Here is a 14,070-nt window from a genome sequence, read left to right on the forward strand (position 1 = left end):
ATGAAACGGTTATTGCAAATCTTTTTAGCTTTCTTTCGGGTGGGCATGTTGGGGTACGGAGGAGGGCCATCCTCTATTCCCCTTGTCCACGGGGAAGTCGTAAAGAAATACCGTTGGATGGATGATGAGGATTTTAGTGACGTGCTCGCATTGGGCAATGCGCTGCCGGGTCCCATCGCCACCAAAATGGCCGGTTATATCGGGTATCGAGTATCGGGGATTGGCGGCTGTCTGGTTGGTGTTGTCGGGATGGTGCTGCCAACGGTGCTGATCATGATCGCGTTGTTAGGTTTTCTCATGGCTTATAAGGATTCGCCCCATGTTCAGGGGATGACGGCGGCGGTTCGGCCGGTGGTGGCGGTGATGTTGACCGTTCTCGCCTACAATTTTTTCAAAAAATCATGGAGTGAACAAAAAGGGCCGCGGACGGTCGTCATCGCCGGGATCAGTGTGGCAGCCATCTATGTTGGCATTCATCCGGCGATCGTGATCGGGGTCCTATTGGTATGGGCACTGGTCGCAGGGGGGTGCGGCGGTGGTTCCGCCTCAGCCGGAGAAGCGTCCGTCGGCGAGACGAACAAAAGGGGTTGACGCAGGTGATCTATTGGGAACTTTTTTTGGCTTTTTTTATCCCAGGAATCGTGGGTTACGGCGGTGGTCCCGCCACCATCCCCTTGATCCAGCATGAAGTGGTGAACCGGTACGGCTGGATGAGCCTGGAGGAGTTCGGGGATGTACTGGCTTTAGGGAATGCTTTGCCCGGGCCGATCGCCACGAAGATGGCCGGATTTATCGGCTATGAAGTCGGGGGTGTATTGGGTGCCGCTGTAGCTTTGCTGGCCACCATCGGCCCGTCCCTGGTGGCGATGATCTTCCTTTTGGCTTTGCTGTACCGGTATCGCCATTCGCCGAAAATCAAACGGATGACGATGATGATCCGACCGGTGGTCGGGGTGTTATTGGCCCTGATCGCCTATCAGTTTTTCGCAAGCGCATGGGGACAGGTCGGTGTGCTTCAAACCGTAGGCCTCTCCCTGTGCAGTCTGTTTCTCTTGGAAAAGTGGGGAGTTCACCCTGCTTGGGTGATTGCCGGCTCCCTGATCTATGGATTTGTATGGTTAGGATGACAGGAAGTAGGAGGGATTTTGATGCAGTTTCATTCGATGCACCGCCCGTATCTTTCACAGCGAACCACTGTGTATGCCAAAAATGGGATGGTGGCTACATCCCAGCCCCTGGCGGCTCAAGCCGGCCTGGATATGTTGAAGCAAGGGGGAAATGCCATCGATGCAGCCATCGCCACTGCCGCAGCTCTGACCGTTCTGGAACCCACCTCCAACGGGATCGGCGGGGATGCCTTTGCCTTGGTGTGGACCGGCGGAAATCTTCACGGCTTAAACGCCAGCGGCCCGGCGCCTGGGGCACTGGATATCGATAGCGTGCGCCGAGCTGGATATGAACGCATGCCTCGATACGGCTGGCTGCCGGTGACGGTGCCGGGGGCGCCGGCGGGCTGGTCGGAATTGTCCCGTCGGTTTGGGAAACTTCCCCTGACTCAAGTGTTGGAGCCGGCGGCCCGTTACGCTGAAGAAGGCTATCCGCTGACGCCAGTGCTGGCCCATTATTGGGAAAAGGGTTTTCGCACCTTTCAGGATCAGTTACAGGGAGAGGAGTTTGCCTCCTGGTTCCGTACCTTCGCTCCGGAGGGACGGGCGCCGCGGGCCGGGGAGATATGGCGGTCGGCGGATCACGCCCGCACCCTCCGCTCCATCGCCGAGACCGACGCCGCCTCCTTCTACGCTGGCGATCTGGCGGATAAAATCGATCAGTTTTCCCGTCAACACGGGGGGTTCCTGCGTAAAAAGGACTTGGAATCCTACCGGCCGGAATGGGTCGATCCGATCCATATTCACTACAGGGGATACGAGGTGTGGGAAATCCCGCCCAACGGGCAGGGGTTGGTGGCCTTGATGGCCCTCAATATTCTGAAGGGAATGGATTTTGGAGAGCGGGAGACGGCGGAAGCTTATCACCGCCAGATCGAAGCGATCAAGCTGGCATTTGCCGATGGTGAAGCTTATATTACGGAACGGGAGAAGATGCCTTGCTCCGTGGAGGATCTCCTTTCCGAAGGATATGCGGAGGAGCGGAGGCGACAGATCGGGACGTCTGCGCTGACCCCCACGGTGGGGGAGCCGGTTGGTAGCGGGACGGTTTACTTGGCTGCGGCGGATGGAGATGGAAACCGGGTTTCCTTCATCCAGAGCAATTTTATGGGCTTCGGCTCTGGATTGGTCGTCCCCGGCACCGGGATCAGCCTGCAAAACCGGGGCTACACCTTCTCCCTCGATCCCCATCACGCCAATGTCCTGGAACCGGGCAAACGAACCTACCATACCATCATTCCGGGCTTCCTCACCAAAGGCGGCCGTCCCGTCGGCCCCTTCGGAGTGATGGGCGGCTATATGCAACCTCAGGGACATGTGCAGATGATGCTGAACACCATCGACTTCGGCCTTAATCCCCAATCCGCTCTGGATGCCCCTCGTTGGCGCTGGGTGGAAGGGAAAACCGTGGAGGTGGAGCGGGGCGTTCCCGACATGATCGTCCAGGAGCTGATCCGCCGGGGCCACGACATCCGCATCGCCACCGATCCCGGTGGATTTGGCCGAGGCCAGATCATATGGGAAAACGAACACGGCGTCCTCGCCGGCGGAACCGAACCCCGCACCGACGGCTCGATCGCCGCTTGGTAATCTGCTGAAACCGTTTCATCAAAAGGAACCATGAAAAGGGCCGACCCGATCAAGGGTCGGTCTTTTTCGCGTGGTGATCACCGACCTTTCAACAGGTAGCCGAAGGGGGTGCGGTCGAGCATTTTGGTGACTGCCAGGGAAACGGCGAACAGGGAGACGGACCACAAGATAAACCAGAGCCCTGTACCCTCCAACATCCACCCCTCTGCGAGACGATTGAGAGAATGGAGGAGCATCGGATGAATGAGAAAGATGCCGAAGGAGTACCGACCGGCAGTTTCCACCCAGTTGAAACGGAACCGCTGGGGCAAGCGGAATCCTAGGACCAGCACCATCAGGGATAAGAGGATGGTCATCAGGGTGTGGTAACCCCCCCGATCGAGAAAAACCATCTGATGCAGCAATAAGACGGCGGAGCTTAGAAGCAGAACGGATAAAAGGGTCCAGGGGAAGCGTCGCAGCTGGTGCAGGCTTTCTTCTGGATGAAGGCCCAGCCATCCGCCGAAGGCAAAGTAAAACAGCCACGGGAAGAGGCTGCGGCGTACCGTCACTTCGTTCATATGAATTCCGATAAATTCCTGCACTTCACTCCAGGTCAGCATCTGTGCGGCCAGGGTGATTCCCAACATGAGGGGTAGGAGGGTGATTCCCTGCCATTTTTGAAACAGATGCCGCAGAAAGGGAAACAAGAGGTAAAACTGGGTCATGACGAACAGAAAATACAGGTGATAGTAGGATGTGCCCATCACCAGTGTTTCTAGGAGGGCTCCGAAAGTATGGGGAACGGATCCGGATTTCGTAACCCCGGGGTAGATCAGGTAGATTAGGGACCATGACAAAAAAGGAACGATGACGTAGATGGACCGCTTCTGGTAAAATTCCCCGATCGCTAAGAATTCCGTCTACCGTAACGGTAAAAGAGGATAAAACCGGAGATCAGGAAAAATACCGGCACACAAAAGCGGCTTAAACCATTGATGGTCAAAAAGGGCGTCTGATCGCTGTGATATGAATAAACAAAACGGCGAAGATCGCACAACCTTTGAGAAAATCAAATTCCGTAATTCGTGACACGTTTTGCCCTCCTGTTGCAGGTGATCGTCAAGAGGGGAAAAACGGGTTTCCTGTCACCGATGTTTCAGAATTTAAAATCAAAACATTCTTTATTTTCGGTAGGAATTGATGTGTTTTTGTGGAATCAGTATGTGCAACAATTTTGGATACAGTATTCAATCAACAAGTTGGTGGTAGCATTGAAAAAATTTCAGTTAAGTGATCGGAGCACACTGCAGGAACGCGTCACGACCGCGTTGCGACAAGCGATCTTGTCCGGCTTTTACCAACCGGGAGAACGGTTGAAACAGGAGAAATTGGCGGATGAGCTGAGTGTTAGCCGAATGCCGGTAAGGGAGGCGTTGCGGCAGCTGGAGGATGAAGGGCTGATCACCTGGGAGCGCCACAAAGGGGCGGTGGTAAAGGAAATCACAGCGGAGGATCTGGCGGAAATCTACGCACTGAGGGCTGAGCTGGAACCGCTGGCGTTGAGACGTAGCTTCCATCGGATTACCGAAGCCGACCTGGAACACATGCAGCAGCTGATTTACGACATGGATGAAGCGATCCGAGAGGACGAGATGGAGCTGTACTGTCGACTCAATTTTGATTTTCATCGATTGTTATTGTCCCGCTCTCCATGGCAACGCCTTCAGTCTATCATCAAGCAAATTTGGAATGGAATTCCTCTCAAGGCCCCGACTTTTGTCCCAGGACAAGCCCCTCGATCCCATCAGGATCATCGGGAGATGGTGAAGTATATCAGGGAGGCGGAGTTGGAAAAGTGTTGTCAGGTATTACGAAAGCATATTACCGTCAGCGGAGAACAGTTGGTGGCTTATTTGCAACAAAAGGAGGCCAGCCTAACGGGTCTGTCCAAAGATGGGCGCTGAAGTGAGGCAGTTGATGGAGTATGGTGTCTGATCGATATCAGGGAGGGATTGGGTTGAAAAAACGTGTGTCCGTTTTGATCGGGATTTGTATGATGGCGTTGTTGCTCGCAGCCTGCGGCGGAGGTTCCTCAGCTGACGGAGAGATTACCATCAAATTCTCCCATGTGGTGGCCCCTGACACCCCAAAAGGTAAAGCGGCTGACATCGTGGAAGAAGCAGGGGGGAAAGCTTGTCCGCCCCTGGTGGTTGGGGTGGGCGTCGGAGGGAACTTTGACCGGGTGACCACCCTGGCCAAGCAGGCCATCCTGCGCCAGGTGGGGGTTCATCATCATGAGCCCCACCTGGCTGCCTTGGAGCGAGACCTTTTGGACACGATCAACCGGACGGGGATTGGCCCCCAGGGGCTGGGGGGCACCCAGACCGCTTTGTGGGTCGCTGTGGAATCCTTCCCCTGTCACATCGCTTCGCTGCCGGTGGCGGTCAATTTGCAGTGTCATGCAGCTCGGCAACGTTCCGGGGTGATCTGAAAGGAGAGAAAGATGGCTTCATATGAAATGACGCCTCCCTTGAGCAATGAGGAGGTAGCAAGGTTGCGGGCGGGAGACCAGGTGTTCTTAAGCGGTGTGCTGGTTACCGCTCGAGATGCTGCACATCAGCGGTTGGACCAATTGTTGCGAGAAGGACGAGAGTTGCCCATCGATCTCAAGGGGCATGTTTTGTACTATGTAGGTCCCTGTCCCCCGAAACCAGGGGACGTCATCGGATCGGCGGGACCGACCACCGCGTACCGCATGGATCCTTATACGCCCCGGCTGTTCGAGTACGGAGTGAAAGGGGCGATCGGGAAGGGACCCCGGGGGCCACAGGTCAAAGAAGCTTGCCGAGCCTATGGGGCGGTCTCCTTTTCAGCGGTGGGAGGTGCCTCCGCTCTGCTGGGACAAAGGGTGAAAAAAGTGGAGCTGGTGGCTTATGAGGATTTGGGCATCGAAGCGATCCGGGCCTTTACCGTGGATCGGCTGCCGGTGCTGGTGGCTTACGACAGCCTGGGACAAGATGTCTACGAAACAGAAAAGCAGAAGTATCGAAGGCTCTCTTAAGGAGGGAACCCGATGAAGCGGAGGTCATGGCTGTTTGTCCCTGGGAGTCAGAAACGAATGTTGGAGAAAGCGCAGACGTTACCGGCGGATGTGCTGATTATCGACTGGGAGGACGCGGTTTTGGCATCGGAGAAAGCGGCCGCCCGAGAATGGACGCGACAGCTTTTGGAATCCGGTGTGGAGCGGGAGGTCTATGTGCGCATCAACGGCACCGACACCCCTTATATTGAAGCGGATCTCGCATCCGCCGTTCGGCCTGGGCTGACCGGAGTGATGCTGCCCAAGGCGGCGGAAGGTACCCAGCTGGAGGCGCTGGATCGGGCCCTTACCCGAGAGGAGCGAAAGGGGGGGCTTAAGCGAGGGCAACCTGCGTGTGGTACCCTTGATCGAGTCGGCTCAAGGCGTACTTCAGGCCCCAGAGCTGGCGGCGGGGCCAAGAACCCAAGCTTTAGCCCTGGGATCGGTCGATTTAGCCCTGGACATTGGGGCGCGGCTGACCCGGGAGGGTGATGAGCTTGTTTATGCCCGTTCGCAACTGGTGCTCATTTCCCGCGCCGCTGGTATTGAGGCGCCTATCGACGGAGTGTGGTTGGATGTATCTGACGGAGAAGGGCTGGCTGAAGCGTGCCGGCGAGTGAGCAACATGGGCTTTCAGGGGAAGTTGGCCATCCATCCCGGGCAGCTCTCCGCGATCAATGATTCCTTTTTGCCCACCGAGGCGGAAGTGGAGGAGGCGCGGGAGGTGATCCGAGTCTATGAAGACAGCCTTCACCAAGGGGCGGGAGCAGTCAAAGTCGGGTCGAGGATGGTTGATGCCCCGGTAGTGGAACAGGCACGCCGCGTATTAAGACAAGTGGAGTCGACGAAAATTCTTTTTGACGAAAAAATTGGATACAGTATCCGAGAATCGGAGGGGTGAGAGGTGCATTCGGTCCATTGGCAGCGGCGGGAGGATCATCCGGCGATCGCTGAAATCTTTTTGCAGCGGGAAGAAGTGTTGAATGCCTTTCATACAGAGATGGCTCAAGAAATGATTCGCGCGTGCCAAGAGCTGTCAAAAGAATCGGGGATTCGGGTGGTGGGACTCCGCTCCTCCACACCGAAAGCTTTTTGTACCGGAGCGGATCTAAAGGAACGGAACCGTTTAAGTGAAGAGGAGTGGCACGCCCAACATCGGGTGTTTGAAGAGATGTTCCACAGCTTGGCGGATCTTCCCGTTCCCACGATCGCTGTCATCGACGGCTACGCTTTGGCAGGGGGAATGGAGCTGGCTTTAAATTGCGACATGTGGGTGGTGTCAGAAGGGGCGGTATTCGGATTGCCGGAAGTGACCCGGGGGATTATGCCGGGTGGCGGCGGCACACGATTGCTCGCGCAGCGGATCGGCATGCACCGGGCCAAGGAGTTGCTGTTTACAGGCAGGCGGGTGACCGCTAGGGAAGCGGCGGAAATGGGTCTAGTCAACCGGATCCTGCCCCCAGAAAAACTGGAAGCCGCCTTTCTGGAACTGGCGGAGTCGATCAGCCGCAATGCCCCCTTGTCCCTCCGGTATATCAAGGGAGCGGTGGAGGAACTGTGGGGGATGCCCGATGAGGAGGCGAGGGAGCGAGAGGTTGACTGGTATAACCGCTGTGTCGATACAGAGGACCGACGGGAAGGGGTTCGCGCCTTCAATGAAAAAAGGCAACCCCGGTTTCAAGGGAGGTAACCACCGATGCAAGCAACCCATGCGAAGGAAGAGCTGCACGAGGAGCTCAGACGCGGAGTTCGCCGGGTTTGCCGGGATTACCCCGGCTCGTACTGGAGGAAATTAGATGCGAACCGGGAATACCCCCACGAGTTTGTGGAGGCTCTGAATCGGGCGGGGTATTTGGCCGCTCTTATCCCCGAGGAATACGGAGGGGTGGGTTTCGGAGTGACCGAGGCGGCCATCATCCTGGAGGAGATCCATTATTCCGGTGGTAACGCAGGAGCTTGCCATGCATGCTCAGATGTACACCATGGGAACGCTGCTTCGCCACGGTTCCGAGGAGCAAAAGCAAAAATATCTACCGGAGATCGCTCGTGGCTCTCTGCGGTTGCAAGCTTTCGGGGTGACCGAACCCAATACGGGCACAGATACCACCCAGCTCCGAACGACTGCTGTCCGCCAAGGGGATCATTATATCGTCAACGGACAGAAAGTGTTCATCTCCCGCACAGAGCAGTCCGATCTGACGATTCTGCTGGTCCGGACCACCCCCCCTGGATCAAGTAAAGAAAAAGACGGAAGGGCTGTCGGTGTTGTTGGTGGACCTCAGGGAAGCAGTGGGAAACGGACTCGCGATTCGCCCCATCCGAACCATGATGAATCATGCTACGACAGAACTTTTTATCGAAAATTTAAAAGTTCCTGTGGCCAATCGGATCGGGGAAGAAGGAAAAGGATTTCGCTATATCCTGGACGGGATGAACGCGGAACGGACCTTGATCGCGGCGGAATGTATCGGGGACGGGCGCTGGTTTGTGGAAAAGGCCACCGATTACGCGGGCCAGCGGCAAGTATTTAACCGGCCGATTGGACAGAACCAAGGGGTGCAGTTTCCCATCGCCCGATCCCATATCCAGGTGGAGGCGGCCAAGTTGATGTGCTATGAAGCCGCCCGGCGCTTCGATGCGGGAGAAGCCTGCGGGGAACAGGCCAATATGGCCAAACTGCTGGCCGCCGACGCTTCCTGGGAAGCGGCCAACGTCTGCCTGCAAACCCATGGCGGCTTCGGCTTTGCCGAGGAGTATGATGTGGAGCGCAAGTTTCGGGAGACGCGCTTGTACCAGGTGGCTCCCATTTCCACCAATATGATTTTGTCCTATGTAGCGGAGCACGTCCTGGGTCTCCCCCGGTCTTACTAAGGAGGTGATGGCATGTTACCCTTGGAAGGAGTGACCGTGGTCGCCCTGGAACAGGCGGTGGCTGCCCCCTTTGCGACGCGGCAGCTGGCGGATTTAGGTGCCCGGGTGATCAAGATCGAACGGCCTGGGGTGGGGGATTTTGCCCGCCACTATGACCAGACCGTCCGCGGCCTATCCAGCCACTTCGTTTGGCTGAACCGATCCAAAGAATCCCTCGCCCTGGACCTGAAACACCCCGATGCCCGTAAAATCATGGACGGATTATTGGAGAAGGCGGATGTGTTTATTCAAAATTTGGCCCCCGGTGCCGCGGAACGGTTGCACCTTGGCAGTAACGAGCTGATGAAACGGTATCCTCGCCTGATCGTGTGCAACGTCTCTGGCTTCGGGGAGTCGGGTCCCTATCGGGACAAGAAGGCCTATGATCTGTTGATCCAATGTGAAACCGGACTGGTATCCATCACGGGAGATGAAGAGGTCCCGGCCAAAGCCGGAATCTCCGTCGCTGATATCGCGGGGGGGATGTATGCCTATTCTTCGATCCTGACCGGTCTGTTGCAACGCGAACGAACCGGTCGGGGTACAGTCATCCCCATCTCCCTGTTTGATTCCTTGGCGGAGTGGATGGGCTATCCCATGTATTATGCTGGTTACGGCGGTTCAGCTCCCCGGCGCACCGGCGCCCGCCATGCCGCTATCGCTCCCTATGGGCCCTTTGCAGCGGGGGACGGGCGCAAGGTTTTTCTCGCGATTCAAAATGAGCGCGAGTGGAAGCGGTTTTGCGACGAGGTACTCCGATGGCCGGAGTTAGCCCAGGATCCGCGGTATGTGTCCAATTCTCAGCGGGTAGAGAATCAAACATCCCTGCAAGCATCGATCGATGCCGTCTTTAAGAATCAAACCGCAGATGAGGTGATGGACCGCCTCGACCGGACCCAGATCGCCAACGCGGAGTTGAAGGATCTCCACGCTTTTATCCAGCATCCCCAGCTGCGGCAGCGGAACCGAGTGCATAAGGTGGAGACCCCTGTGGGTGCGATCGAAGCCCTGCTGCCCCCGGGGCTCCCAAAGGGAGTCGATCCGGTGATGAATCCGATACCGGAAGTGGGCGAACATACGGAATCGATTTTGCGGGAATTGGGATTTCAATCAGAAGCGGTCGATACATGGAAAAAAGAACAGGTGATCAGCTGACGAAGAGCTTAGACCGAGGTCGGTAGTCTTTGAAGAAAAAAATTAGAATGAAGATGGCGGCTTTTTCCCCGACGTGACGAGGAGAGCCGCCATTTTGCTTCCGAATGGACTGAAATGATCCAATCTATGACGAATAATGATATTATAGTCCTCCGAAACGAGGAGGGTTCCACATATGGAATGATTTTTACGTACTGAGGAACCCTTCTGATTGGATTCTTTCTTTTACGTTTAATATTTGGAGGGGCTTCAAAATGAATCAGGCAGCACAAATGTATTGGGATGCGTTTTGGAAAGGTCAAAGGAAAAGATGGTGTAAAAACAGCGACCTGCTCGGCCGTTATTTTTGTGGAAAATGAGCCCATTCCTTCTGTTGGGGATTACAGCATGATCTTAAACAACATGGATGAGCCTGTAGCCATCATTAAAACAGTAGAAGTCAAAATGTTGCCTATGAATGAATTTCCTGAAGACTTTGCTGTTGCGAAAGGAGAAGAGGATCGAACCTAGAGACCATCCTCCAATCCGTGAAGAAAACCCATCGCCTGCTGGTCGTAGATGAAGACTACCGTTCCTATGGAATGACGGCGGAGATCGCGGCGACTGTGGCGGAAGAGGCGCTTTATGAACTGGATGCACCGATTCGGCGGCTGGCCGTGCCCGATGTGCCTATTCCCTACAGCCGGCCGCTGGAAAATCACGTCATCCCTGGGACGGAGTCGATCGAAGAAGCGGTACGGTCCATGATGAAAGAAGCCTAAACGATAGGAGGGGGATGATGAACCATTGGAAGTAAAGATTCCAAAAACGACAGAAGAAGGACTGGACAGCGTCGTCGTCTTTTGGCATAAGCGGGAAGGGGACCTGGTGGAAAGCGGCGAAGTGTTGTTAGAAATTCAGACGGATAAAGCGGACCCTTAGCGTACTGGGAGCAGCTTATGGACGCCGATCGGACTAGCGTAGGATTTTTTGTCAAAATGCTGATGGGACCCTTGGTTCCCCTTTACAACAATAATAACAGCAGATCCAATGAGACCACCTTGAATGATCCCGTCCCACGAATCAGTGATACGGGATCATTCTTTTGCTTCACCTTTTGGACAGCCTTTCCATTGTTCATGTCTACGCCGTTTCAGCGACAATGACAACCTTGGCCACTATTTTCTATCCCAAAAACGTTGCTGACCGATGGCCGCAACAAATTTCTCCTCGAAGTCAGGATTAGCTTCGGCAAAAACGACGCCCTCTGCAGCTTTTTGAAAAAAGGACTGCGCATTCGTTGCAACACCAATCGGTTTATAGTGTTTGTATGCTGTATTCACAAAGTCCGTAATGTCTTGATGAAATTTCGTTTCATTTTTAGATTGTCCGCCAACGACATAAAGTGAATCTAACAGATAGGGACTGGTGGTAAGAAATGTTTTATCGACTTTAATTTCTGTGCCATCCGCCCCTGTCACAGTACCAAGCGTTTCACTTATAACTTCTACAAAAACCACACATTGCTGTAGATAGTTAAGCACATTTGTTACCTCCTTCCCATTGAAACCATTGCCAATCAGAACACCAACTTTTTGCGTTTTTGCATTACGAGGTGTATTGGCCTGGCTAAGAGAAGGATAACTTGTAGAAAGAGGTACATGGGATCCACTTGGACGATCGACACCAATATTATCAGCAATGATGCAAGCCATTTCCTTATCTACATTGACCAACAAATTGACGTTTTGCTGGCGAACTGATTTGCTTTTTACTCTTCCGAGTTGATAGCTAAATGCTTCAATAGTGTGCTGCCTTTCGACGGGGGTCATACTATTCCAGAATATCCTCGGTTGCGAAAAGTAATCCTTGAACGATTCACTTCGGGCGCGTATAACATGACCTTCCACTTTCTTTGGATAATGCTCATAGCCGCCTTCTTCCGGTGATGTTGTGTATGGCGTGTTATTTGCTAGTGAATTTTGATGATAGTTCACCTGATCGACATCGATTCGCTGTCTCATATAGCCTCGTCGCTGATTATTATGAAACGGGCAAACTGGCCGGTTAATTGGTAACTCATCGTAATTGGCGCTGCCTAGTCGATGTTGTTGTGCATCTCTATATGCCATTAACCTTCCCTGCAAGACAGGATCATTGGAAAAATCAATTCCCGGAACGACATTTGCAGGGTTAAATGCGACTTGTTCAGACTCCGTAAAGTAATTATCAATATTTCTATTTAATGTCATCTTACCGATGATTTGAACAGGGACGAGCTCTTCTGGCCAAAACTTTGCCGGGTCGAGCACATCAAAGTCGTATTTAAATTCATCCTCCATCGGAATCAACTGGACTCCTAATTCATATTCAGGATAAGCACCATGGTCAATCGCCTCCCTAAGATCCCTTCTGTGAAAGTCGGGGTCGAGTCCGCCGATGGTCAGTGCCTCATCCTGAAGCAGGGAATGGACACCGAGGACAGGCTTCCAAACATACCTCATAAATGTTGCTTTCCCTTGATCGTTGACAAATAGGTACGTATTAATGGACCACGATTCCATCATGCGATAACTTCTTAAAATGCCCCGATCGGACATGATCCACTGCACCATATGAAGTGCTTCAGGATTATTGGCTACATAATCCCAAAACCTGTCGTGTGCACCAGTGGCCGTCGGTATATCATCATCCTGCTTAGATTGGAATGCGTGCATGGCATCCGGAAACTTCATGGCGTCATTATTAATTAATACAGGCATGGCAATCGTTGTCAGATCTAAATTTCCGTCTTCTGTATACAACTTCACGCCCTGACAACGTAAATCTCTTGCCGTATCATAGGACCCTTTGGGACCCTGTACAGTAGAAAAACGGACAGTTAATGGCGTCTTTTTACCTGCTTCCTGTAAAAATCCTGCTTTTGTCACATGTTTCATGGACTGATAACATTCGAACTCTCCATGAGCACTGTAACCCCTTGCATGAACCACTCTTTCTGGTATCTCTTCATGGACAAAATGTGACATTTTTTCAAAGAACTCATAATCTTGCCGTAATGTAGGACCACGCACACCGGCTTTTAATTGGTCCTGATCCTGTGATCTTTTTCTCCCTTCGTTTGTTGTCATTGGCTTCCCTGTGTTTTGTATACGATACTGATCTAGTTGTTCTTGTTTCATGTTTCCATCAAAAGGGTTTTGGTTTCTTGATGACTTCTTATCCATGTTATCACCGAACCTATCCTCAGTTTTAACACGTTAGTAGCGTGTACACTTTTTCTGAACTTATACCTTGGGTTAAGGAATAAGTCCCGTACCACATTTATAAAAAACAAATGATTGAAAAAGATAGGGACCTTTCTTCAGAGAAACCCACAGACTGAATTTGGATTCAGATTTCAGATATGGATATTAAACGAGCTGCCAAAACAAATAAGGGAACTGGGTATCCCAGACCTCGTTGAAACTCCTTACCATGGTCTTATCCCTCCAGGCCCTTCACTGGTGATCGCTGCCACATCGACCGTCACCCTGGGGACAGCGCAAGGGTGATCGCCCGGTACCTGGCTGCTACCCGTGGCACCCGTCACCGGTGATTCAATTAAGAACATATCCTGGCAGTTTGTCGGCTCCATCCCTAATACGGGGTTATGTACGAATGACCATGGCGCTACGTCGTGAGGGTATCGTGGTCAACCGAAAACATGTCCGGCGGTTGATGCGTCACCTGGGATCCGTTCGGTGATTTGCAGAAAGCGACCCTTTTACCGGTATAAAGCATCAGTCGTTTTTTCGAGCCAAAGCTCCGGCTCCGTTGCTTGGTCACTGACATTACATATGTGCGGATCGTCGACTTCCGGTTTGTGTTGTTTATCCTGTTGGGAACGATTCCGGCGGGCGTACTAGGAGTGTTGTTTAACGATGTGATCGAAGACAACTTGACCGAGGTGAAAGTGATCGGCGGGGCGCTCATCGTAACCGGTGTGGCACTGTTTATGATTCGTAATTTAAAAGGACGGAAAAATGACGGGGATCTGACAGTTCGGGAGGCACTGATTATCGGTTTGGGCCAGGCTGTCGCTCTCATTCCTGGGATCAGCCGATCCGGGGCGACGATTGTGGCCGGGATAATCGTTCAACGGTTTCTTTTTTTTATGGAGGTTTGTTTTTCTCATTCTCCGATGGACAGATCAATTGCAATTGGATA

At 53.2% G+C, this 14,070-nt stretch carries 12 protein-coding genes and 5 pseudogenes; 15 read left to right on the forward strand and 2 right to left on the reverse strand.

The window, feature by feature from the left end:
* The 3 genes from BLP91_RS02700 to BLP91_RS02710 are packed head-to-tail and all read left to right on the forward strand — an operon-like array spanning position 1 to position 2,756.
* Positions 1-591, forward strand: a complete 591-nt coding sequence (locus tag BLP91_RS02700; protein WP_091566432.1) for a chromate transporter — start codon at positions 1-3, stop codon at positions 589-591.
* A 5-nt stretch (positions 592-596) separates the two neighbouring features.
* Entirely contained in the window at positions 597-1,127 is a 531-nt protein-coding gene (locus BLP91_RS02705; RefSeq protein ID WP_091566434.1) for a chromate transporter, read from the forward strand.
* Positions 1,128-1,148: 21 nt separating this feature from the next.
* The gene (locus BLP91_RS02710) at positions 1,149-2,756 is read left to right on the forward strand and encodes a gamma-glutamyltransferase family protein (RefSeq protein ID WP_176757780.1); all 1,608 of its coding nucleotides are present in this window, start codon (positions 1,149-1,151) and stop codon (positions 2,754-2,756) included.
* A gap of 77 nt (positions 2,757-2,833) precedes the next feature.
* On the opposite strand, the gene BLP91_RS02715 is transcribed toward BLP91_RS02710, so the two are convergent.
* On the reverse strand, positions 2,834-3,643 hold the full coding sequence (locus tag BLP91_RS02715; protein WP_091566439.1) for an acyltransferase: 810 nt from the start codon (positions 3,641-3,643) through the stop codon (positions 2,834-2,836).
* 297 nt (positions 3,644-3,940) lie between these two features.
* Between BLP91_RS02715 and BLP91_RS02720 the strand changes: the two genes are divergently transcribed.
* The 10 genes and pseudogenes from BLP91_RS02720 (at position 3,941) to BLP91_RS02770 (ending at position 10,803) form a co-directional block, all read left to right on the forward strand.
* Positions 3,941-4,702 (forward strand): GntR family transcriptional regulator, encoded by a 762-nt coding sequence (locus BLP91_RS02720; RefSeq protein WP_176757781.1) that lies wholly within the window; start codon positions 3,941-3,943, stop codon positions 4,700-4,702.
* A gap of 53 nt (positions 4,703-4,755) precedes the next feature.
* A complete protein-coding gene (locus BLP91_RS02725; protein WP_245662036.1) occupies positions 4,756-5,229 on the forward strand; it encodes a fumarate hydratase in 474 nt (157 codons plus the stop codon).
* Positions 5,230-5,241: 12 nt separating this feature from the next.
* The gene (locus BLP91_RS02730) at positions 5,242-5,799 is read left to right on the forward strand and encodes a FumA C-terminus/TtdB family hydratase beta subunit (RefSeq protein ID WP_091566444.1); all 558 of its coding nucleotides are present in this window, start codon (positions 5,242-5,244) and stop codon (positions 5,797-5,799) included.
* A gap of 57 nt (positions 5,800-5,856) precedes the next feature.
* A pseudogene (locus BLP91_RS17010) lies at positions 5,857-6,718 on the forward strand (HpcH/HpaI aldolase/citrate lyase family protein).
* A gap of 3 nt (positions 6,719-6,721) precedes the next feature.
* Positions 6,722-7,507, forward strand: coding sequence for an enoyl-CoA hydratase/isomerase family protein (locus BLP91_RS02745; RefSeq protein WP_245662043.1), 786 nt, complete (start codon positions 6,722-6,724; stop codon positions 7,505-7,507).
* A 6-nt stretch (positions 7,508-7,513) separates the two neighbouring features.
* Positions 7,514-8,688, forward strand: a pseudogene (locus BLP91_RS02750) (acyl-CoA dehydrogenase family protein).
* Positions 8,689-8,700: 12 nt separating this feature from the next.
* Complete coding sequence (locus BLP91_RS02755) at positions 8,701-9,882, forward strand: CaiB/BaiF CoA transferase family protein (protein WP_091566450.1); 1,182 nt, start codon at positions 8,701-8,703, stop codon at positions 9,880-9,882.
* Positions 9,883-10,136: 254 nt separating this feature from the next.
* Positions 10,137-10,389, forward strand: a pseudogene (locus tag BLP91_RS02760) (ASCH domain-containing protein); the annotation flags it as partial.
* A gap of 2 nt (positions 10,390-10,391) precedes the next feature.
* Positions 10,392-10,643: pseudogene (locus BLP91_RS02765) on the forward strand (transketolase C-terminal domain-containing protein); the annotation flags it as partial.
* A gap of 25 nt (positions 10,644-10,668) precedes the next feature.
* On the forward strand, positions 10,669-10,803 hold the full coding sequence (locus BLP91_RS02770; RefSeq protein ID WP_091566452.1) for a biotin/lipoyl-containing protein: 135 nt from the start codon (positions 10,669-10,671) through the stop codon (positions 10,801-10,803).
* A gap of 236 nt (positions 10,804-11,039) precedes the next feature.
* On the opposite strand, the gene BLP91_RS02775 is transcribed toward BLP91_RS02770, so the two are convergent.
* Complete coding sequence (locus BLP91_RS02775) at positions 11,040-13,088, reverse strand: catalase (protein WP_091566454.1); 2,049 nt, start codon at positions 13,086-13,088, stop codon at positions 11,040-11,042.
* 433 nt (positions 13,089-13,521) lie between these two features.
* Between BLP91_RS02775 and BLP91_RS17475 the strand changes: the two genes are divergently transcribed.
* Positions 13,522-13,608 (forward strand): IS3 family transposase, encoded by an 87-nt coding sequence (locus BLP91_RS17475; protein ID WP_091566456.1) that lies wholly within the window; start codon positions 13,522-13,524, stop codon positions 13,606-13,608.
* A 118-nt stretch (positions 13,609-13,726) separates the two neighbouring features.
* Positions 13,727-13,987: pseudogene (locus BLP91_RS17480) on the forward strand (undecaprenyl-diphosphate phosphatase); the annotation flags it as partial.
* Between the last annotated feature and the right edge of the window lie 83 nt (positions 13,988-14,070).

This window comes from Melghirimyces thermohalophilus (assembly GCF_900102685.1).
GTDB classification, from domain to species: domain Bacteria; phylum Bacillota; class Bacilli; order Thermoactinomycetales; family DSM-45169; genus Melghirimyces; species Melghirimyces thermohalophilus.